Below are 24,125 nucleotides of genomic sequence, written 5' to 3'. Positions count from 1 at the left end.
TTTTAAATTTACTTGCTTCTCATCAAAGACTATAACATTATAATATATTTAAAATCTCTTTAAATAATATTATACTTATTTCATTGAACTGTCAATAGAAGTCGATTTTATGCTTTCCAAAGACCATGTAAATTGCAATATTCTCGTACGAATAACACTTCTTCTTCTAATTTAAATTCAGCCTCTGGTTTTTCACCTGGTTTTAAAAATTTTCTATATACTTTATTTTCTGTGTGTACTTCAATAAATTCAATATGATGTTCTTCAAGTGATGGATGTTGTACTGCTCCAACCTTAACTTTAATTCCACCCTCTATTTTTTCTGATACAGGAACATGTTTTTCAACTGCTGCATCCGTAGTGTTTTCTACTTGAAGTGTCATATCTTTTCCACAACAAACCAAAGTACCTCCAGAATTATGAACTACCTCAACTATATTACCACATATTTCACATTTGTAAATTTGTCTTAATTCAGTCATTATTATTCCTCCTTTAAATTTAGAAATCAATAAATGATAATTATGCTTATTTATTCATAACAATTATTTATTGATAGTTATTATATATATTCTACATTCTTTTAAAATCCCCTCTTTTTATAGAGAATTTTATTTATATTTGTATTTTATGCTAACCCAATTTATTATATACAATGATTATATATATTGTATCCCTAATATTACCTTCATTATTTTTCTTTTATGTGGAACACTATATAACATCAATATAAAAGGAGGCACTAATATGTCAAAAGATCAAGTAAAAACATATACACCATATGAAAGAGATTTCTATGATCAGGAACCATCTGATATAAGATCTTATTCCGAAACTGATTCTACTATGCTCCCAGATCCAGTAACTGACCCCATAGTTGCTATGAATATATCTAATGTGGAATTTGACTATACTTACTATGGTGGAGTAGAGTTTGTTGATGAAGAAGACTAACTTCTTCTAGGAAGAAGACTAATTTCTTTTGTAAAAAAGACTAGTCTCTTTATAAAGACATTTAACCTTTTAAAGCTATAAAGTGTTAAAAACAGATGACTTCGTTTTAGAAGTCATCTGTTTTTTTAAATTATAACCTCAACTTTATGAACCCCATTAATAAATGGTACTAACCCATCAATACATAACTTACCATCAAGCCATATTCCTTTATCTCCAATACGTTTAACCTCAATTATATATTCATAATTATCCTTTTTATAAATAATCTCATAATTTGGCCATTCCTCTGGGACGCAAGGCTTAATAGTAAATCCTTTTCCCTCCTTTAATTTAAGGCCGAGAATAGCTTCTATTCCTGTTCTATACATCCATCCTGAAGTTCCAGTATACCAACTCCAGCCTCCTCTTCCCACATGAGGTTCTTTTCCGTATACATCAGCAGTCATTACATATGGCTCTGTTTTAAATCTCTCACATTCAGGCAGAGTTTTTGTATGATTTATAGGATTTATCATGTTATAAAGCTTTGCCGCTGTATCACCTTTATAGAGTTTAGCAAAAGCAAGAATTACCCAAGTCGCAGCGTGCGTATATTGCCCACCATTTTCCCTAACTCCAGGAACATAACCTTTAATATAACCAGGCTCCAAAGAAGATTTACTAAAAGGTGGAGTTAATAGTAATATCATGCCATTATCTTCTTTTATTAAATAACGTTCTAATGACTTCATAGCCTCTGTTGCTCTTTCTTTATTTGCAGCACCAGATATTACTGCCCAAGATTGAGATAGGGAATCGATCTTACATTCTTCATTTTGCGATGAACCAAGTGGCGTTCCATCATCAAAATATGCTCTTCTATACCAATTACCGTCCCATGCATTATCCTCTAGATTTATTCTTATATACTCTTGCATATCCTTATATTTCTTAAGTTTCCCATCATCATTTTCGTATGTGCAAGCCTTTGAGAAATCTGCTAATATATCATATAAGAACCAGCCTAACCATACACTTTCACCTTTCCCCTTATTACCCACAGTACTCATTCCATCGTTCCAATCTCCACTTCCCATAAGAGGAATATTGTGAGATCCAAATTTAAGGGCTTTTTCTATAGCCTTTATACAATGTTCATATATACTACCTGTAAAATCTGCTTTTCCTGAAATGTTATATCTTTCATCTTCGCCTTCTGCAAGTGGTGTATCCATTAAATATTCCGCTTGTTCATTTAGGATATCAAAATCACCAGTATTTTTTATATAATCCATAGTGACATAAGGTAGCCATAATAAGTCATCGGAAAATCTTGTTCTTATTCCACTATCTACAACTGGGTGCCACCAATGCTGTACATCCCCTTCAACAAATTGCCTTGAAGCACTATACAGAATTTGTTTTCTTGTCATACTAGGCTCAATCATGCTTAGTGACATAACATCCTGGAGTTGATCTCTAAATCCATATGCTCCACCAGATTGATAAAAAGCAGTTCTTGCCCATAATCTACATACTATAGTTTGATACATTAACCATCCATTAAGCATTAAATCCATACTCTTATCTGGTGTCTTAACCTGAATCGTATGAAGTATTCTGTTCCAATATTTTTTAACATTTTCTAGTGCAGTATCAACTTTTTTATAGTCTTCAAATTCTTTTGCTACCTTTGAAATATTATCTAAATTCTCGTTCTCACCAAGCATTGCTATTAATTCTATTTCCATATTAGGCTCTAAATGAATTTTTGAAGTAACTGCAAGGCATGGATCTAGTCCCGCTCCCACATTATTTGAGAGTTTTATTCTCTTTAGAACTTCCGGATTTTCAATACTTCCTCCTCTTCCTAAAAACTCACTTCTATCACCGGTGAAGCTTTGCTCATAACCTCCAAATAGCTTTAAATAAGACTTTAATTTACCAAAATGCTGATTATAACAATTTGTTGCATACATATATTCTTGTTCTTCATTAATATAAGTTACTATGTGCTGAGCAGTATGTTGAGGTACTACACCCATTACAAGTTCCGCATAATAGGTTATACTTATATCTCTAGGTATATCACTATTATTCTTTAATTTTATTTTGCATAGCTTAACATTATGCTCCATTGGCACAAACATAGTTACTTCACCCATAATTCCAAAAGCCTCATGTTTGAAGTTTGAATATCCAAAACCATGCTCTATTAAGTATTCTCCACCATCCCTTATAGGTTTAGGTGTAATACTCCATATACTTCCGTTGTTATCATCTCTCAAATATATAGCTTCTGAGCATTCATCACTTATCCAGTCATTGGACCAAGTGGTAATTTTATTTTCCCGACTGTTACTGTTCCATGTATAAGCTGATCCACATTCTGACACATGGAATCCAAAATCACCATTTGAAATTACATTTATCCATGGTGCTGGGGTATTATTGAAATCTTTAAGTAAAATAGTGTAATTTTCACCTTCTACATCAAAACCTCCTAGTCCATTAAAATACTCTAATGGTTTTATATTAAACTTGTGCTCCTTAAACATGAATTCTTTTTTTAAAGTTTGAAGTAACGGTATTTTCTGTATTCTCTTGTTCTTATTTTGAATTTGAGATACTAACATTCCCTTACATGAATCTATAACCAACCTAGCTATAGCTATTAATAGATCTATATCTTCATCTTTAATATTAGCCTTATTAAGTATAAATAACCCACCAGGTTTGTTTTCTTTATCTCTTAAGTGACTTCCACCTACTAAATCCTTAATATCAGCTTGTAGCGGCTGATCATATGAGGTCATTTGAAGGTTTATTATCACCAAATCAACTCTTAATCCTTTAAGGCTTAAGTATTCATGAGCATTTATAAGTTGGCGAACTAAATCTTTATCTTTACTCTCACGCACTATTAGAAGAATTATAGGTAAATCTCCTGAAATGCCATATCCCCAAAGAGTGAATTGTCCCTTTTTTACATTTTTTATATACTTTTCTCTTTGTCTAAATGTAGAATTTAAAAATAAAATTTTGGAAGCTATAACTTGATATAAATTTGCCTGAGTAGATTTTATACCTAAGTATTTCATATCTACCTGAGTTTGACTCCAAGCTAGTTCAAATACCCTATTTATGTTATGAAATTCACTATATTTTTTAGCTAAACTTATCACTTCTTCTTTTGTATTAGCTATTGACGTTGTGAATGCTATAATGCATGTTTCACCAGGCTTAATTTTAACTCTTCTTCTTATACTTACTATAGGGTCAAGTACAGCTCCAACAGTATTAGATAATACTAAATCTCCCCTCATTGCTATAGGATGTATTATATTCTCACCACGACCTATGAAATTAGCCCTGCTAGTCTCATATTGAATAGTTCCAATAGTATTTCCCTGAGTTGCGACGGTTTGCATAACCCAAGGCTGTTTCTCTCCCTTAGATCTCGGCCTTCTCGTTGCGATGATACAACTAGGATTATCAACATACTCCGTTTTCACAAACAAATTTCCGAATGCGGGATGTACTATATCCGCATCATAATGAGCTAGCGTTACCTCAAAATAACTTGTTATCTCGAAAATTTTACTTTTAGTATCTTTATTTATAATTGATAATCTTCTTACCTCTGAATCATCTTCTGTAGCCACAGTAATTTCCATACGAGTGACAACATTTTTATCACGCCTTTCAAACTCAGCCTTGTCTAATGCGAACGTTACTTCATAACTATCACTTGGCTTTTTACAAGGCTCATACGCCACACTGAAAAATTCATTTTTAGACATATCTTTGATATAAACAAACATACCCGTATTGTCTTTTGTAACATCTTCCTTCCATCTGTAAATCATAGTTTTATCACGCAAAGCATACCCTGATCCACTATTAGAAATCATTAGCGAATAATTTCCATTTGAAATCAAATGTGTTTCCGGAGTTTCTGTTTTTGCTGTAGTATATTTTCTAACTATGATCTTTTGTTTTCCTACCGGAGTACCTAATACCTTAAATTTGCGTTCCCTATCATATACTACCCTCTTAGAAATTTTCTCTTGAAGTAATAACTCTGTAGCTTTCACTTTTGGTAGTGCATGAAATCTTTTTTGTAGAATGTTATTTAATAATACATTATCTAAAGCCATCAAACTCATACCTTCATGATGAATCATAAAACACTTGATTATAGCCTTAGTATCATCTTTAAACATTCTGTTTTTAGTATAATCTACAGCTTCATAAAACCCATAATTCCCCTCAAGTCCTTCACGCGTAAGCCTTTTAAGATTATCATAAGCTCCTCTAAAGTCGGTTTGGAGTGCCATGACAGTTGAATATGGTGAAATAACTAATTCGTTTTCAAGTCCTGACTTTAATCCTACTCCAGCTACTCCAAACGCTTTATATTGATAATTTGAATTTATATCAAATTTATAAAATGCAGATTCAGATATACCAAAAGGTACCCCTCTTTCACTACAATATTGCTTTTGTGCACCGACTACAGCATTATAAGTTTCATCTAACATTGTACCTGAATAATTTTTCATTATAAGTAGTGGCATCATGTACTCAAACATTGTTCCGCTCCAGGAAACTAAGCCCTTGCTTTTCCCCATATTGGTCATAGATCTTCCAAGTTTAAACCAATGTTTTTTAGGAATATCTCCCTTTGCAATAGCAACGAAACTGGCTTGCCTCGACTCAGAAGCCAATAGATCATAATAACTCTTACCTAGACTATCATTCTCCACATCATATCCAATTCTAAACAGTTCCCTATCTTCATCATATAACATCTTAAAATCGGTAGCTTCCGCCATAGAATTTAGTTTTTCCTTTAAGCCCTCTATTTTGCTAATAACAAATTGAGTTTTTTCTTTTGTTTGTTGTAACAAATCTTTTAATTTTGATGACGATTTATCATTTTTCAATTTGTCATCTAACGTATTTAATATATTTGTTGTTTTTTCAGGGATACTAATTATTGTTGCTTCCTCAAGCAAACATCTCATAGACTTAGTAAGTTCTAAATCAGAGTCTTTGTCAAAGGCATAATCAAACCAAGGAAATAATTCACTTATTTCCTCTAAATACCTACTTACATCATCTTTTAGTTTTTTATTCCAATATGATTCCATGCAATATTCATTTTTCCCCACTTCTAAACTCTTATTGGATAAATCTCTAAGTATAGTTTTCCAACAATTAAAATCTATTGTATCACTCTCTATTCTATTTAATACTCCCTGATATAACTCCTTAACTTTTTGTGATACTCCTGCCTCTTCAGAGGCAAGTCTCATAGTGTCTTCTAATCCCTTAATTTGAGCATGATTAAACACTGGCTCCCCCAAATATTCATCTAACGCCTGTGCAACTACCCAAAGGTACCCAACTAAATTACCACTATCAACAGTAGACACATATCTAGGAAAAAGTGGGGTCTTAGTTTTAGTATCATACCAATTATAAAAGTGGCCTTTGTACATATCCAGATCTTCCATTGACATCATAATTTTATCTATTCTGCTTGTTACATTAACAATCCCAATATACCCCAAATCATATGCAACTAAATTTGAAGTTAATTCCATACCCATATTGGTTGGTGAAGTTCTATGTGCTACTCCATTAGGTGGATCTTCTTGGTAATTATCTGGTCCAAGCCAATTATTTTCATCATTTACAAAATCCTCAAAATAAGCCCAAGTTTTTCTACTTAGTTTTCTTAAGTAATTTTTTTCTTCACTGGTAATTTCAAAAGAGTCAAACTCCATATCACGACTTATAACATAGGCAATTACGGGACTTAAAAACCAAATCACACAAGAAGGTATGCTAAGAAATCCAACACTCATACTTGCATTAAATGATATAACTAGAATTAAAACTGAAATTGCACTACCAACCCACATATCTTCTATAAAATTTTTAAGTTTCTTACCAACTTTTACTTCAACATCCGCTGCTGACCGCCACTCTAATAAGTTTTTTTTACTTATTAGCACTCTATATAATGTTCTAATTATAGCATCCGTCATCATATATGCTTGATAAGGTATAAAACAAAAAATCAAAAATACCTGTTCGATAGCCATCTTGCTGTTCTCAATTTTACCAGATAAACTTACCCCTAAAGCAGGAGAAACTACAGCTTCGCTTACGTCAAAAAGTATAGGTGCTAAAATAGCTACAAAAGCTGCAATAACCCATTTATCCGTACTATCTGGTAATATTCCACCTAAAGCAAGTATAAGCAAAATCGTAACGGAAGGTGTAATCAAACTTCTTCTTAAGTTATCGAATATCTTCCATTTAGATATTTTGTTTAATGGTGAAGACCTTTTAAGCCAACGTAATAATTGCCAATCCCCTCTAGTCCACCTATGTAACCTCATAGAACTAGCGTTATAATAAGATGGGTATCCATCTATAAATTCCACATCAGTAACTAATGCTGTCCTAACATATGAACCCTCGAGCAGATCATGACTTAATACAGTATTTTCAGGTATTTCATCCTTTAACATATAGTTAAAGACATCTACATTATAAATACCCTTACCAGTAAAAATACCTTCCCCAAATAAATCTTGATATACATCAGACACCGCGGTAGTATAAATATCTATACCTGTTTCACCAGAAAAAATCTTTGAAAATATAGTTTTGTTTGCGCTAAGAATAGACACCCCTATTCTTGGTTGCATTAGACCATATCCTCTGCTTACTCTCTTTTTATTATTTTCTATAACAGCATTATTAAGTGGATGCGCCATAGCTCCTATTAGTTTTTTCGCAGAGTCCCTTGGAAGTTTTGTATCTGAATCTAAAGTAATAACATATTTAACCATTCTGAGATCCTCTGCATTATTACTCATTACATTGTAGCTAGTATTCTGCTTACCTCTTAAAAACTCATTAAACTCCATAAGTTTTCCACGTTTTCTCTCAAATCCTATCCACTTATTTTCTTTTTCATTATATTGTCTCCTTCTATTTAAGAAGAAAAATATATTTTTGCCTGAGATACAATATTTTTTATTCAATTTCTCTATTTCTAAAAGTCCAACATCAACTATCTCTTTATCCGATACTTCATCTTTAGTATCACTATCCTTAAAGTCACCAAGCAATGCAAAAAATATGTTGCTTTGTGAATTCGCTAAATAATATATTTCTAAGTCCTTTATTAATTCAATTACCCTAGAAGTATTATTTAATAAAGTAGGAATTACTACAACTGTACTATATTTTTCTGGTATCTCCTCTTCGAAATCCATTTTTGGAATAAACGAGGTCGTACATAAAAGACTTATGCTCCAGTTTAAAATTGAGATTGTTATTTCACTACATGGTACTAATATAACAATTACAGCTAGTATATATCTCCATAACTCTTTATCATTATCATTTAATAAGCTACTTAGAATAATTAAACCCACTATTAATAAAGTAACTATACCAATAGTCCTTATATAAACATTATCTATATTTTTCTTTTTGCGGTTTATCAATTTTTCCATACCAGTACTTTTATATCCTATTTTTTTCTTTAATTCATCTAGTCCATCATCTATTAGATAATAACCTACATGGTTTTTATAAGTATTATTTTCTGGCATTTCACTATCATAACAACATTCGATTGCTTTTTTTGATATATAAGATTCTGCAAGTTTTGTATGTTTAGATAATTTTTCTATTTCATGTCTATATTTATCCCTTGACTTAAAATCCATTTTTCTATAAATGTCTGCAGGATCCTCTCTTAAAATAACCTCTACAGGACTTAACTTTTCAAAATATTTTTTCCAATTTAAACCTTCAATAATTCTTATACTATTAATAGAATTTGCCATAGAAATTTCAAAATTAGCCTCTATTTGATGTTCTAATGCTATGATTTTTTCTGAACTTGTATCCTGCGCTCCAAGTCTTTCATCTATAAAATCATAAACCTCCTTAGAATCAATACCATTGTCCCTTAATAGTTTGAGTAATCTTTCTGTAAAGTGCAAAGTGAATATATTTTTTTGACTATTTAAAAGCGATAATTCTAGATTTATTTTATCTTCATTAAAAGCATTAATTAACCTCTCTGCAACTAATTCTGCCTCTTTTTTATCTTCCTCTGCTTTAACAATTTTCTCAGTTATCTTACTAATATTTTGGATTAAGGCTATTCGGAGCATTATAGGTATAGCCCAAAGTTCACCAGACGTCAGTACGGCATTCTTTTGATATGCGCCAATAAAGTCTTCAATTACATGTTCATCCATTCTACCATCAGTGTGAGATACTATTTCAATGGCAATATGGTAGACTCTTGGGTATCCCTTAATAACTCCCTTATATATTACTGGTAAATCTTTATAATATGTTTGTGGCATATTATATTTTATGCTTTTGTATTCTTTTTCTATTAAATAAAGATTATCCAAAAGCCATTCTGCAGCAGGTAACACCTCTTTTTTATTTTTACCTTCTTTGTCTATCTTCTCGTAGCCTTCTAAAATTTTCTCATAACTTCCATCTAAATTACTAATAAGCTTTTTTTTGCAATTAGTATTTTTTACATCAGAGTAATGTCGTGATATTTCGAAAGCATGTTTTTCCAAATCTTCTCTATTCACATTTATGGTTGGTACATCTTTCAATAAATTTTCTTCTTCATAATGATTTAAATTTTTTCTTACAACTATATAAGCTAAAATACTTATTGCAACTATTGCCCCTAATATAACATATGGCATTATAAACACCCCTTTAATACTTTTTGTTAATAATCTTTGTAAAGTTTTAGAACTAGTTGAAATTATTATCTCCAAATAATTGTTCAATTATTAGTAAAAACAACAAAAAAACTCACAATTAAAATATTGTGAGTTTTTATATGGATGTTAATTAGCTAATTAATCTTAAATTTTATAAAATTCTTCAAAAGATTTTGTTACATAAAAATGATCTAATACTCCACCTAATTCTCTTATTGAATGCATAGCCAAAGTTGGACTTCCCATATCTACTGACCGTATATTTAAATGAGTTGAAGATATTGGCCCTATAGTTGAACCTCCCCTAGCATCAGAACGATTAACAAATTTTTGAACTGGAACACTCGCCTTTTCACAAATTAATTCATAAACTGCATCTGAATTGCTATCAGTTGTATAACTTTGACTGGCACTAATTTTTATAACTGGCCCCTTATTAATATATGGTTTGTTTGTTGGGTCATTTTTTTCTGGACTATTAGGATGAACAGCATGTGCATTATCTGCAGATATTATAAATGATTTAGATATAGCTCTAAAAAAATCATCACGATTTTTATGGAGAGAAATTGTAATACGTTCTAAGATATCAACTAGCATATTTGAGTCAGCTCCCTGCTTTGTTGAACTTCCCACCTCTTCGTTATCAAAACAAACTATTACATTTGTCGCCTGGACAGACGAGTCCGTAGATATCGCACTTATCCCAGCATGTACCATCGCTAAATCATCCAACCTCGAGCTTGATATAAATTCATTATTAAGTCCGATAATTGATCCCTTTTCGTACTCATAAAGGAATAAATCAAAATCTATAATTTCCTTAAGATCTACAGATAATTCTTTTGCAATGGCACTAATAAGATAATTGTTTTTTTCTAGATTTTCATTAACCATTGAAAGTAATGGTAATAGATCCTTTTGCTTATTTAGCTCAATACCAGTATTAACATTTCTATTCATATGAATAGCTAAATTAGGAATTATCATAATTGGTCTTTTAATATTTACTAGCCTAGTTTCAGGATGCAAAATATCATCACTCTTTAATGTTACTCTACCAGCTATTGCGAGTGGTCTATCCATCCATGTATTTAATATAGGTCCCCCATAAACTTCTGTATTTAATCTTACATACACATTATCTACTACCATTTCGGGGCTAGGTTTTATTCTAAAGCTTGGTGAATCTGTGTGTGCTCCAATAATTTTAAAGCCACTTTCCTCAATTTCTCCCTTTCCAACTACAAACGCAGTTAGTGCAGAATCATTTTTAGTCACAAAATATTTTCCGCCTTTTTTAAGTTCCCATTTATCTTCTTCTTTAATTTCCACAAACCCTGCTTTGCTTAAATTTTCTTTAGCCTTTGCTACAGCATGGTATGCTGTTGGACTATCATAAATATAATCAATAAGATTTTGGGCAAATTCTAATTCTTTATTCATATATACTCCTCCAATGAATGTTAATGTATATAAGCACCTTGCTTATCTCTCTTATTAGTATAACAAATTTCTTGCATAATATTTCTATAAAAACTAAATAAATGCTATAATTAATTATGAAAAATGTATTTAAATTTAATTTTTTAAATTATACTATATAATTAGAGGTGTAAATATGTTATCAAAATTTTTAATTTCAAAATTCATAAAAAATTATCAAGATACCACTAATAAAAAAGTAAGAGATTCCTATGGTTACCTAGGTGGAATAGTTGGCATTATCTTAAACTTAATTCTTTTTACTACAAAACTAATTGTAGGAATAATATCAAACAGTATAGCAATCACAGCGGATGCCTTTAATAACTTATCGGATGTTGCTTCGTCAATTATTACAATTCTAGGTTTTAAATTAGCTAGTAAACCAGCAGACAGAGAACATCCCTTTGGTCATGGACGACTTGAATATATTTCTGGTCTTATAGTGTCGTTTATAGTGATTCTAGTAGGTTTTGAATTTATTAAAACCTCTTTTGATAAAATAATTCATCCATCAAAAGTAATCTTTAATATTATACCCTTTATATTAATATTAGCCTCAATAGGTGCTAAACTTTGGATTAGTGGGTTTAATAAGATTATGGGCAAAGCTATAAAATCTTCAGCCCTAGAAGCCTCTTCAACTGATGCATTAAGTGATGTAGTAAGTTCAAGCTGCGTTGCACTATCACTTCTTTTATCTATTTGGATTGATTTCCCACTAGATGGGTACATAGGTATCCTGGTATCCCTTATAATAATATATGCTGGATACTCACTTATAAAAAAGACAATGAACCCGCTTCTTGGTGAAGCACCTGATATAGAACTCGTAAACGGAATTCGATCAAAATTACTATCCTTTGATCATATTACAGGTTGCCATGATTTAGTTATACATAACTATGGCCCCGGCAGATGTATGGGATCTATTCATGCTGAAGTTCCTTGTGATATGTCTATAGTTAAAATCCATGAAATTATAGACGAAGCTGAAAAGGAAATTTCTGATGAATTTAGCCTGTATTTAGTTATTCACATGGATCCTATAAATAAAACGGACAAGGAAGTTAACGCATCTCGCTTAGAGCTTTTAAATATATTAAAATCCTTTTCTATAATAAAATCAATTCATGACTTTAGAATTGTAGGCGAAGGTAATCATAAAAATTTAATCTTTGATATTGTAATTGATTTCGATCCTAAATTTTCAGAAAGTGATGAGCTTAAACTTCAAGATGATATTAATGTAGCGCTTAAAAAATCTTACCCTTATTATAATGCTGTTATGACAATTGATAGAGATTATATAGGTGTATAAAATCAAAAGATATATTTAGTACATAACAAAGTATAATTTAACATCCATCTGTGTTTACCTAACAAATTAAAGGGAGGTTATTTTACAAAATGCCTAATTTAAATAATGTTGACCCAATGGGATTAGTCCTATTTACTTTACCACTATTAATATTTGTACTATCTATAGCAATGCAATTTATATTTAAAAAAAGATTAGTTGTTTTATTTACTACCTTTGTATGCTGTTTAGTTGCTACATTTACTATATTTAATTCAAGTTTTTTAATTTACTGTTTTATATATACATTCATTTCATTACTTGGAACCCTTCTAGGAGATGTAATTCTTAAAACCAAAAATAACTTTATTAGAAAAAGAAAATAAACTATAATATGCTGAAATACAAATCAAAGGAACCCAAAATGATATGCTCCCCTTATGGTAGACAGTTAAATAATAAAACTGTCTACCATAAGGGGAGCATATCAAAATGGGTTCCCTTAATTTTTTCATATTATCAACATCTTTATTAAACATACCCTAAATTCAAAGATTATTTAGCACATCGACAGCATAACGGCTAAAAGATTTTTTTTAATAGGATATTAAGTTCTTTCAATCTTTTCCATCTTTTACAGATACACTACAGTGTAAATAATAGTATAAGTTTCTCCGAAGTGGATTGCAACAAGAGACGAAGAAACTATTGAAATTGTATTTAGTAATCCTTGTTTTGCGGAAATACAATTCTCGTGAGCTTGCCAGGACACATAACAATTAATAATTGTTATGTCCCCCAGAGAACTGCCCAGAGGCTCAAGCTAGCGAACCTGAGCCAGGACGGCGAATGTGAGCGATAGAGAATTTTATTTATGCAAAAGATTAGAATTTCTTAATACAATTTCACGTTTCAAGCTCATGTTGCAAGTCACGCTGGAGAATTTGATACTTTGTTACCTATAAACATACTTCGTTACTAATCATGTCTTTGTATGTTTGTCTTTTGCATATTATTTTGTGGCTACCCTCATTAACTAAAACTACTGGAGCCTTAGGTATTTTATTATAATTACTACTCATTGAATAACCATAAGCACCAGTTGATAATACAGCCATAAGGTCTCCACTATTCACCTTTGGTAACTTAACACCCTCAAGGAGTATATCCCCACTTTCGCAGCACTTGCCTGCAATTGTAACTACCTCCATACATGGTCCACTTATTTTATTTGCAAGAACACATTGGTATTGTGCATTATACAAAGCCGGTCTTATATTATCAGTCATTCCACCATCTACTGCCACATACTTTCTAACGTCCGGAATATCCTTTATTGCGCCTACAGTATATAGTGTTATACCTGCATTAGCTACAATTGATCTACCAGGTTCTATAACAAGAATGGGCTGTTTTATTCCATATTCTTTGCACCGAACTTTAGTCTCCTCAAGTATAACTGAGCAAAATTCTTCTATTTCCTTAGGCTCATCACCATCATCATAATAAACGCCAAATCCTCCACCTAAATCTAATTCTTCTATATCGTAATTAAACTTTTCTTTTATATGTTTAATTACAGTTGTCATTATATTTACCGCTTCTCTATAAGGTTCTACTTCAAAAATTTGAGACCCTATATGACAATGAAGTCCTGCAAGTTTAATACTGGGTAAACTTAAAGCAGTCCTTATAACTTCTTCAAGCTCATTTTTTAATATAGTAAATCCAAACTTTGAGTCAATCTGTCCAGTTTTTATGTAATCATGAGTATGAGCTTCTATACCAGGAGTTACTCTAAGAATAACCCGTTGTATAATACCTTTTTCCTTTGCATTTTCATTGATAATTTCCATTTCATGAAGATTATCTACCACAAAAGTTCCAACTCGAAGCTCTATTGCCATTTTAATTTCATCAATTGTTTTATTATTACCATGAAAATATATGTTTTCCATTGGAAATCCAGCCTTATAAGCAGTATACAATTCTCCTCCAGAAACGACATCTAAATATAAACCTTCACCTTTTATAATTTCGCACATTGCAATAGTTAAAAATGCTTTCCCTGCATAAGCTACCTTATTATGTTCGCTCTTAGCTTTAAAAGATTTATAGAACCTTCTACAATTATCTCGTATAAGCTGTTCATCCATTATGTAAAGTGGAGTACCATATTCCTTTGCTAGAACCTGTGCACTTACACCTGCAATACTTAGCGTATTATTCTCATTTTTTACGTTACCGAAAAATTTCACATAAATCCCTCCTTATATCAATATATTATTTATAGATTAAATTCCTTTGCAACAAGCTTTATAGCATTTAGTTTGTCACTAGTTTTAATTGCACAAGTAATTCTTATTTCTGATGTAGTAATCATTTTAATCTCGATATCATTTTCGCTAAAGACCCTAAACATTCTAGCAGCTACTCCAGAGGTTGTCTTCATCCCCAGACCCACCATAGAAAATTTGGTTATATCCTCATCAACTATAACTTTATTATCAACTGTTAATTTTTCTATAATTTTCAAACTATCCTTTAAACTTTCTTTAGGAATTGTGAATGACACACTCACCATTCCATCTACTGGTGATGATTGACTTATCATATCTATATTAACCCGTTTACTTCCTATAGCCTCAAATATCGTTGACAATATATTTACATCTTTAGGTATATTCTTAAGCGTTACTGCAACATCATCATCACTTGTTGCAATACCAGTTACTGGCTTACTTTCCATATTCACGTTTTTTACCTCCTTAATTATAGTTCCTTTAATATCACTATCACTTAATCCTACATATATAGGTATACCATATTTTTGGGCAAGCTCGATTGACCTTGAATGCATTATCTGAGCTCCCAAACTTGCAAGTTCAAGCATCTCTTCATATTCTATTTCATCTAATTTTTTAGCCTCGCTATAGGCTCTAGGATCTACACTATATATACCGGAAACGTCCGTATATATTTCACATCTTCCATTAAGCTTTACTGCAAGCGCAACCGCAGTAGTATCAGACCCACCTCTACCAAGAGTGGTAATATCACCTTCTCCATTTATTCCTTGAAAGCCAGCAACTATTACAATTTTACCTTCTTTTAAACTTTTTTTAATTTTGTTACCATGTATATCCTCAATTAATGCCTTACCATATTGTCCACTAGTCTTAATTCCAATTTGGTATGCGGTGTAACTTATTGCATCATATCCAAGTCCCTTAATTGCCATAGCAAGTAAGGCACTTGAAATTATTTCTCCCGTTGAGAGTAATGCATCTAATTCCCTTTTATCTGGCTCTTCTCCTATCCCTTTTGATAGGGATAATAAATCATCTGTAGTATCTCCCATAGCTGATACTACTATTACTAAATCCGTATCCTTATCTTTATCTTTTCTTTTTATTATACTTTGTGCGATCTTTTTAATTTTTTCTGTAGTACCTACAGATGAACCACCGTACTTTTGAACAACTACTGCCATCGTTAAATCATCTCCTGTGGAGCTACATTCACCCCTAATATAATTTACAACTTTTATGTATTCCTTAATCTGTCACTAATATTTTAATTTTCTTTTTTATGATGTTAATACATATCTCCAAAAAAAAATAATGCAGCAAAGGAACACCCTTGCTGCATAAAATATATATTTTTACACAAACTTCGTGTACCTTGTAGCTCTCCACTAATAAATTAGTGACAACCCTACACATATTATGTGTAAAACCAGAAAATAATTTTACCAAATATATTTTCTTCGGCCATAACTCCTTTTCTTATTCATCCTCGCTTGCATGCTCCAAATAAGTACTAATAGACACAGCACCTCTACCCTAGGTAGTTCATTATTTAATTAGTCTCTAGTTTATCATAATATGTTTAGAAGTACAAGTGTCAATTATCTGAGTTTTTACTAAATTCTAAATTAACCTATACTATTTATATACACCATTCAAACTAAATAACATAACATATATATGACAGTGTTATTTAAATTTAGGAGATGATAAAATGTGCGGTATTGCGGGATGGATTAATTTGCACGCTAATATTGAAAATGATAATAGAATTCTTTTTAAAATGACCGATACATTGAAACAAAGAGGGCCTGATGCCGGTGGTTTTCATTTTTCAAAACATGCAATTTTAGGTCATAGGCGCCTTGTGGTTGTTGACCCAGAAGGCGGATCACAACCTATGACAAGAAAAATAGGCAATAATACCTATACTATCGTTTATAATGGTGAGCTATATAATACAGAAGATGTACGGAAGATATTAAAAGAAAATGGTTTTAGTTTTACCTCATATTCTGATACTGAAGTGCTTCTAGTAGCCTTTATTTTCTGGGGAGCCGAATGTGTTAAACATATAAACGGCATATATGCCTTCGGAGTTTGGAATGAAACACATCAAACATTATTTTTAGCAAGAGATCCTCTAGGGGTTAAGCCACTATTTTATACACTCAAAGATAATTCATTAATTTTTGGTTCAGAGATAAAGACACTTTTAGCTCATCCATTGGTAGACCCAATCCTTGATAAACAAGGCCTTACTGAACTTTTTGGCTTTGGACCTGCAAGACCTCTTGGTAGTGGTATCTTTCAAAATATAAAAGAATTACCACCATCGCATAGCTTAATTTATAATAAGGATGGTATTAAAACAAAAGAATATTGGAAACTTACTGCTAAAACACATGATGAGAATTTATCTACAACTGCAGAGCACATACGTTCATTGCTTGTAGATTCAATAGAAAGGCAACTAGTTGCTGATGTTCCAGTGTGTACCTTTTTATCTGGTGGCCTTGACTCAAGTATAATTTCGGCAGTAGCCTCCACCTATTTCAAAAAAAATAATTTACCTAACTTGAACACTTATTCTGTAGATTATGTTGATAATAGAAAATTTTTTAAACCTACAGAATTTCAACCAAATACAGATGCAGACTGGATTTATAAGATGGTAGACTATATTGGATCTGATCATCACGATATATTAATCGATACACCCGAGCTAACATCCTATCTTAAAGATGCTGCTATGGCTACCGATTTACCAGGTATGGCTGACGTAGATTCCTCATTATACCTCTTTTGCAAAGAGGTAAGGAAAAATTCTACAGTTGCACTTTCAGGCGAATGTGCTGATGAGCTCTTTGGTGGTTATCCATGGTTTAGACGCGAAGAAGATATTAATGCAACTACATTTCCATGGTCAAAATTCGTAAGTGATAGAAAAAGCATACTCTCTCCTGATCTTCAGAGTCTTCCACTAGAAGAGTATGTTCAAGATAAATATGATGAAAGTTTAAGGCAAGTTCCAGGCGTTCCTGGTGAAAGTCAAAGAGAGCATAGAATGAGAGAATTATTCTATTTAAATATAAAATGGTTCATGATAACCTTACTTACAAGGAAAGATAGAATGAGTATGGCGAGTGGCCTTGAAGTAAGAGTTCCTTTTGCAGACCAAAGGCTTGTAGAATATGCCTATAATATCCCTATGGATATGAAATATTATAAAGGGCGTGAAAAAGGAGTTCTACGTGAAGCTCTCACAGGCCTTCTTCCAGATGATGTACTTTGGAGGAAAAAGAGTCCTTATCCAAAAACTCATAATCCAGGTTATACAATGGCTGTTCAAAAGCTTATGAATAATATACTAAAAGATAAATCATCACCAATACTACAACTAATAGACCAAAAGCATGTTCAAGAAATAGTTGATTCAGGTGGTAATGCATATAAAAATCCTTGGTATGGCCAACTAATGACTGGTCCTCAACTTATAGCATATTTAATACAAGTAAATACTTGGCTTAAAGAGTATAACGTTATATTAAAGTAAATAAAAAAATCATTTTCGAAATATTTTTACACGCAAATAAAAGTATATATTACGTATAATGCATTGAAACATTCAATGTATTGCAATACGCGTAATATGTACTTTTTTTATTTTATGTAACTGGCTCCCCGTAAATTGGGACTACTCTCGTCCAGCCTTTCATTTTCCCATACTTAAGATATTTGTCGTAATAACTGAGCTCATCATCAAGGATATCAGTCCATAACTTACGCAATGATTCATTCCTAATAGTCTCAATAATTGCTCTGAGATGAGCATCTAATGAAGCTAATTGCCAGCTTAGAATGATTCGGTACATAAACTTATCCGTAATCATTTCAGGGTCTATTGGAGTTGCTACCGGCAGTGCCGATCTGTTAGGCAGCGGTATATTAAGCTTTAGTGCTAACTTTTCAAGCTTGTTAACCTGCTTGTTGTAAATATATAACCCATGTTCAAGTATCACTTTAAACTCAGTATCATGAGCAAAACCTGAGAATATACCAATGAGTTCAATTTGTTCATATCTCATAACAATATGATCCCAAATATGAAAGGCTTCTGAAGTGGAAAGCTGTTCTTTATCCTGAATAATAGCAGTTTTGTAAGTAGGATATGTTTCCTCCCAGCCTTTCAATTTACCAAACTTATAAAGGGTATCAAAATCCTGAAAATGAATTTTTAAATCTTCTATAATAATATTTCTTAAATTATCATTTGTACTGGTTGAACGAACCGCATGGCTAAGAGACATAAGCTGCGCTACAAGGTCATGGTATATTTTTTTGTATATATAATCATCTGTTATATCATTAAGCCGAGTTGCGAACTTGACGTCCACCGGAGGTCTGTTTGGCATTATGATACGAAATTTTTCACCTAATTTTTCTAGATTATTTATTTGATTTTCAAAATTTTTTTGAAATCCACCTAGGATTACTTCCCAATCTACATCATGAACAAAGTTCTTAAATAATTGAACTGTTTGAGTGCTGACATATCTCGCTCTTAAAAGACTATATATATTAAATGCCTCCTGGATATCTACAACATCTTCTCTCTTATGAACTTTCTTAATTAACGAAATTATATCCAATACATTCACCCCTCACTTATAAGTAATGTTATTACTATGTGTAAAACAACTTATATATATACCTTGAGAGATGAAATTTTTATAACTTACTGCTCCTGATCAATAGACGCAGCGACTTCTCTATGACCTCGTTCTTCTTGATCCATCAGCCTATTATTTGCAATTAACAGCTCGCCATCTTGATCCTCAATACGCTTTTGCAAAGCCAATTTTGCTTTACTGAGCTCCGCCTCTATCATTTTTGACTTAGTGATATTTACAAAAGTGATGACTACACCATCACTTTTACCATCCAACGTGCGATAAGGCAGGATGGACGCATTAAACCAACTACCATCGCGAGACAATATCTGTTTTTCAACTGAGATCAGCGTGCTTTGCACCTGCCTAACATCCTCTGTTAATTCAGTATAAATAAGATCTGACACGATGTCAGTAACTGGTCTTCCTACGTCGCTGGATATAAGCCTTGAGACTACAGTCATTTGATTGGTGAAGCGTTTAACAAGCAACTCATTATCCAAAAATAAGGTGGCAATATTCGTGCTATCCATTAGATTCTTCATATCATTTGTGACTAGTGATAAGTCATCTAACTTATCCTGTAGTTCAAAATTTATTGTCTTCAGCTCTTCATTTGAGGATTGTACCTCTTCCTTGGTTGTGGTCAGTTCCTCGTTTGTCGACTGAAGTTCTTCGTTGCATGACTGCAGTTCCTCATTACTTGATTTGAATTCTTCTTGAGATATCTGCATTTCTACACTGGTAGCTTGCCACATTTGGCGAGCTTGTAGTAGTTCCCGCTCTAGTTCCCCCTCCCGCTTATTACTGACAGGCGTTTGTTCAGTTGCACTCGGTTGTTCAGTTTCACTTGTTTTTTCGCATACAATAGGAGTTACTACGTCGGTAAAAACAATCATTACCATCCCACGTAGCGTCTCTGGCTCTTTGAGCGGATTTACTGTGATATCTACCCTCAGCTCTCCACCTTCATTTAGCACAACAGCATTCTTAGAAACAACCACTTCTTTTCCACGAACAGCCTTGTAGAAAGCGTCATTCAATTTATAGTTTAACCCTTCACGGGCCATGGCAAAAATATTCCAATTAACCTTACCGGCAGCCGGTTCCAGATACTTACCCGTTCGCCCAGTAATGTAGAGGATATCACCTTTACCATTAACAAGAACTGCTGCTGGTGAATAACATTGCAAAATCAGTTTATCCGCTAGCGACTGCATGTTTTGAACGTCTTCTGACGGCTGGTTTGCTTCTGGTTGATAAGGTGCAAAGGAGTTAGGGAATTCTATAGGCTCCTTCTGAATTAAAGGCCTAAGCCTCTGATAAATTCGCGATTTGGGCTCAAGTGGTTTAAAAAGATCAGTAAAGTTCCCTACTGATTCTGCACTTCCTAAAAATAAAAATCCCCCGCTATTTAGACTGTAATGAAAAAGAGGAATTAACTTTTTCTGAATTTCTGTTGTCAAGTAAATAAGTAAGTTCCTGCAAATCATTATATCAACCTTTGTAAATGGAGGATCCTTAATCATGTTTTGCTGAGCAAAGATGACAATATCCCGAATTTCCTTGACAACCTGATAGCCACGATTCACCTTGACGAAATACTTACTTAGGCGTTCACTCGAAATATCTTTTATGATATTTTCAGAGAAAACCCCCTCCCGTGCTTTATCAATAGCTTCAGAGTCTAAATCAGTAGCAAAAATCTGAATAGAAAAGTCTTTAAAAGGCTTTAATTTGTTTATCACCTCTTTGAATACAATTGCTAAAGAGTAAGCCTCTTCGCCAGTAGAACAGCCAGATATCCAAACTCGAACCGTATCAGTTGGCGACCTCTGAGCTAAGAGTGCCGGTATAACTTTATCTTTTAGCAATTCCCACTCCGCCTGTTCACGAAAGAAATTGGTAACCCCAATTAAAAATTCTTTAAATAACACTTCCAGTTCTTGAGGATTCTTCTTTAAAAAGCTCACATATGTAGCTATATCATCAAATTGATGAATACCCATGCATCGTTCAATCCTACGCTGTATAGTATTTCTTTTATACGACGAGAAATCATGACCTGTGTGTGACCGTAACATAGCTATAATATCATCAAAGTATCCTTTTTGTTTATCTGTCTGTTCCTTGCCTTCCACAACCATATTTGTCTTGTGTTCTATATAATAAATAATCTTTAAAGGCATTATCTCTACAGTGGATATAACGTCTACTAATTCTGTCTTAATAGCGCTACGAGGCATGCCATCATATTTAGCAGAGGAAGGTTCTTGAATAAAGACACCTCCGCCTTTTTCCTTAATCTTTCTTATTCCCGCTGTACCGTCACTGCCCATACCAGATAATATGACACCAATACTCCGCTCTCGCTTATCATTCGCAAGTGAGGAAAAGAATAAATCTATAGGCAGATGCAGAGCGCGAGACTGAATATAATCAGAAATATGTATAACGTTATGTTTAATAGTCATATCCTTATTTGGTGGAATTATGTAGACTTTGTCCGGCTCCACAGATATGTTTTCATAGGCCTGTACAACTTTCATACTTGTATCGACCTGAAGTAATTCTACCAAAATATCCTTACTATCCTTCTCCATGTGCTGAACGATAACATAAGCCAGTCCGCTATTTTCTGGCACATTACGAAGGAAATCTGACATAGCCTCCAATCCCCCTGCAGATGCACCTATGCCAACAATTGAAAAATCTGTTTTTGATGTATCTATTTTAATAGCATCACTACCATAATTTTTAGTCCTTACTTTTGTGTAAGTGTTCTTATTCTCTTTCATAATAGCCCTCCATTAACAGATTTATGTACACATTATTATAACAAATTGTTTGTAACCAAAGTATAATAGTCTTTAAACTTCTATATCTTTTAAATAATCTGTTTTAATTGCATATGCTCAAATCTATCTAATTTAAAGAGTAAATATCGGAAAACTCAATATGTATTCTCTCAATCCTTTCCTGTGATTCAGATTCAAACGCTTCATATATATCATTATCTTTAGGAAGCACCATTATTGGAAGTACAATAATAAACTCTGTTCCTTTGCCGTATTCGCTCCTTACTGAAATTGTACCCCCATGTAACTCGACAAGTGATTTTACTATGGAAAGTCCTATACCACTGCCTTCCTGTTTTCGTGTGAGTGACCTATCTACCTGTCTAAATCTATCAAAAATAATATTTAACTTATCAGGTGGAATTCCTATTCCTGTATCTTTTATAGCTATTATAATATTTTTTCCCTTATCATACATATTCACTTTCATAATTCCACCTGATCTTGTGAACTTTATCGAATTGGAAAGTAGATTTAGTATCACCCTTTCAATCTTTTCTGGATCGCAAGACATTATACACTCCTCTATATCAGTATCAAAAATCAGTTTAATAGATTTAGTTTTAATATACTCGGCTACTGACATAGTAACACTCTCCACAACATTTACAATATTACAGTTCTGTAAATTTAGATCAAAAAAACCTGCATCAAGTTTTGTAATATCAATCATATTATTAACGAGTCTTAATTGCCTGTAACAATTCTGCTTCATTATACCAATATATTTTTTAAATTTTCTCTCTATATCATTAACTTCGCTGCTAATTGTATACGTATCCAAAAGCTGCAAGGTACATAAAATTATATTTAATGGCGTTCTCAGTTCATGAGAAAGATTACTGAAAAACTCCGTCTTTAAAGTTTCCGATAAAATTGTCTCATCTAATAGTTTTTTGTTTGTTATATCCACAAGGGATAAAACAACTCCTTTAATTAAGTTGTCAAATGTACAGTATGGCGCGCATTTCAATAAATACCAACTACCATTTTTACTTTCAATTTCCTTCTCATATAACATATGACTACTTAATACTTCAATTGCACCCATATTTAAATCATCATTGATGAGATTATTTGATATATCCTGCATTGGACGCCCAATATCTTGTACCTTAAGGTTTATCTCTTTAGTAATGCTAGGTGTAAACTTTCTTATACAAAGTTTCTCATCTAGAAAAATAGTTCCAATATCAGTACTATTTAAATAGTTTGTCACATCACTATATAGAACAGACAATTCTTGATTTTTATGTTGATACTGGTTATTGATTTTTAGTAATTCATCATTTACTGCTTTAAATTCTTCGTTTGCACTCAGTAGTTCTTCATTATAAACAAGATGTTCCTCATTTGATGATTGAAGGCATTCCTTAGTATGCTGCAATTCATTTTCAAGTCTCATAATTTTTTCATTTAATTTTTTTTCTATATCATATTTGTTTATATATTCATTTTTATCTACATTGTGATCCCTACAATCTAGACTTATAATTGGCATTATATCTTTCATAATGCGCACCTCCTTTTTTTTATTATTTAAATAACAATTTTAATCATATTATAAATTATAACATCAGTGTATTTATTCTTTAATACATATACATTTCTACAAATATACATAACTTCCTTTAATTATAGCGATTTTAACACTATAATTCATTCGCAACTTTCGTCAAACTCTGCGTATTTAAAACCATGATAAGTACTTTTTAAAATTTAAAAAGCCACGTTGAAATTAATTTCAACATGGCCTTCAATGCATAAAT

At 32.4% G+C, this 24,125-nt stretch carries 12 protein-coding genes and 1 riboswitch; of the genes, 4 read left to right on the top strand and 8 right to left on the bottom strand.

Annotation, left to right across the window (positions count from 1 at the left end):
* Positions 1 to 107 precede the first annotated feature (107 nt).
* Positions 108 to 482 carry a desulfoferrodoxin gene (locus LL038_RS21945; protein ID WP_171295646.1) on the bottom strand — a complete coding sequence of 125 codons (375 nt, stop codon included), beginning with the start codon at positions 480 to 482 and terminating at the stop codon, positions 108 to 110.
* Positions 483 to 747: 265 nt separating this feature from the next.
* On the opposite strand from LL038_RS21945, the gene LL038_RS21940 reads away from it, so the two are divergent.
* Complete coding sequence (locus LL038_RS21940) at positions 748 to 954, top strand: hypothetical protein (RefSeq protein WP_216120736.1); 207 nt, start codon at positions 748 to 750, stop codon at positions 952 to 954.
* Between the two features lie 125 nt (positions 955 to 1,079).
* On the opposite strand, the gene LL038_RS21935 is transcribed toward LL038_RS21940, so the two are convergent.
* Both LL038_RS21935 and LL038_RS21930 read right to left on the bottom strand, forming a co-directional pair.
* Entirely contained in the window at positions 1,080 to 9,710 is an 8,631-nt protein-coding gene (locus LL038_RS21935) for a GH36-type glycosyl hydrolase domain-containing protein (protein ID WP_216120734.1), read from the bottom strand.
* A gap of 165 nt (positions 9,711 to 9,875) precedes the next feature.
* The gene (locus LL038_RS21930) at positions 9,876 to 11,177 is read right to left on the bottom strand and encodes a M18 family aminopeptidase (RefSeq protein WP_216120732.1); all 1,302 of its coding nucleotides are present in this window, start codon (positions 11,175 to 11,177) and stop codon (positions 9,876 to 9,878) included.
* A 175-nt stretch (positions 11,178 to 11,352) separates the two neighbouring features.
* Here LL038_RS21930 and LL038_RS21925 point away from each other — a divergent pair, with 175 nt between their 5' ends.
* On the top strand, positions 11,353 to 12,537 hold the full coding sequence (locus LL038_RS21925) for a cation diffusion facilitator family transporter (RefSeq protein ID WP_216120730.1): 1,185 nt from the start codon (positions 11,353 to 11,355) through the stop codon (positions 12,535 to 12,537).
* An 89-nt stretch (positions 12,538 to 12,626) separates the two neighbouring features.
* Positions 12,627 to 12,902 carry a DUF2651 family protein gene (locus tag LL038_RS21920; RefSeq protein ID WP_216120728.1) on the top strand — a complete coding sequence of 92 codons (276 nt, stop codon included), beginning with the start codon at positions 12,627 to 12,629 and terminating at the stop codon, positions 12,900 to 12,902.
* 573 nt (positions 12,903 to 13,475) lie between these two features.
* Here the strand turns inward: LL038_RS21920 and lysA are convergent.
* Positions 13,476 to 14,774: a diaminopimelate decarboxylase gene (gene lysA, locus LL038_RS21915; protein WP_216120726.1), complete on the bottom strand. Its 1,299-nt coding sequence runs from the start codon at positions 14,772 to 14,774 to the stop codon at positions 13,476 to 13,478.
* A gap of 29 nt (positions 14,775 to 14,803) precedes the next feature.
* Entirely contained in the window at positions 14,804 to 16,009 is a 1,206-nt protein-coding gene (locus tag LL038_RS21910) for an aspartate kinase (RefSeq protein WP_216120723.1), read from the bottom strand.
* A gap of 186 nt (positions 16,010 to 16,195) precedes the next feature.
* Positions 16,196 to 16,367: riboswitch (Lysine riboswitch) on the bottom strand.
* A 172-nt stretch (positions 16,368 to 16,539) separates the two neighbouring features.
* Between LL038_RS21910 and asnB the strand changes: the two genes are divergently transcribed.
* Entirely contained in the window at positions 16,540 to 18,381 is a 1,842-nt protein-coding gene (asnB, locus tag LL038_RS21905; protein WP_216120721.1) for an asparagine synthase (glutamine-hydrolyzing), read from the top strand.
* A gap of 112 nt (positions 18,382 to 18,493) precedes the next feature.
* Here asnB and LL038_RS21900 read toward each other — a convergent pair whose 3' ends face one another.
* The 3 genes from LL038_RS21900 to LL038_RS21890 form a co-directional block, all read right to left on the bottom strand.
* Positions 18,494 to 19,477, bottom strand: coding sequence for a DUF3231 family protein (locus LL038_RS21900; protein WP_216120719.1), 984 nt, complete (start codon positions 19,475 to 19,477; stop codon positions 18,494 to 18,496).
* An 86-nt stretch (positions 19,478 to 19,563) separates the two neighbouring features.
* The gene (locus LL038_RS21895) at positions 19,564 to 22,296 is read right to left on the bottom strand and encodes a CheR family methyltransferase (protein WP_216120716.1); all 2,733 of its coding nucleotides are present in this window, start codon (positions 22,294 to 22,296) and stop codon (positions 19,564 to 19,566) included.
* Between the two features lie 127 nt (positions 22,297 to 22,423).
* Positions 22,424 to 23,869: an ATP-binding protein gene (locus LL038_RS21890; RefSeq protein WP_216120714.1), complete on the bottom strand. Its 1,446-nt coding sequence runs from the start codon at positions 23,867 to 23,869 to the stop codon at positions 22,424 to 22,426.
* Between the last annotated feature and the right edge of the window lie 256 nt (positions 23,870 to 24,125).

Origin of the sequence: Clostridium estertheticum, from assembly GCF_026650985.1 — a bacterium.
Lineage (GTDB): Bacteria > Bacillota > Clostridia > Clostridiales > Clostridiaceae > Clostridium_AD > Clostridium_AD estertheticum_C.
The sequence above is the reverse complement of the archived record's forward strand: the minus strand, read 5'-3'. Positions and strand labels throughout refer to the sequence as shown.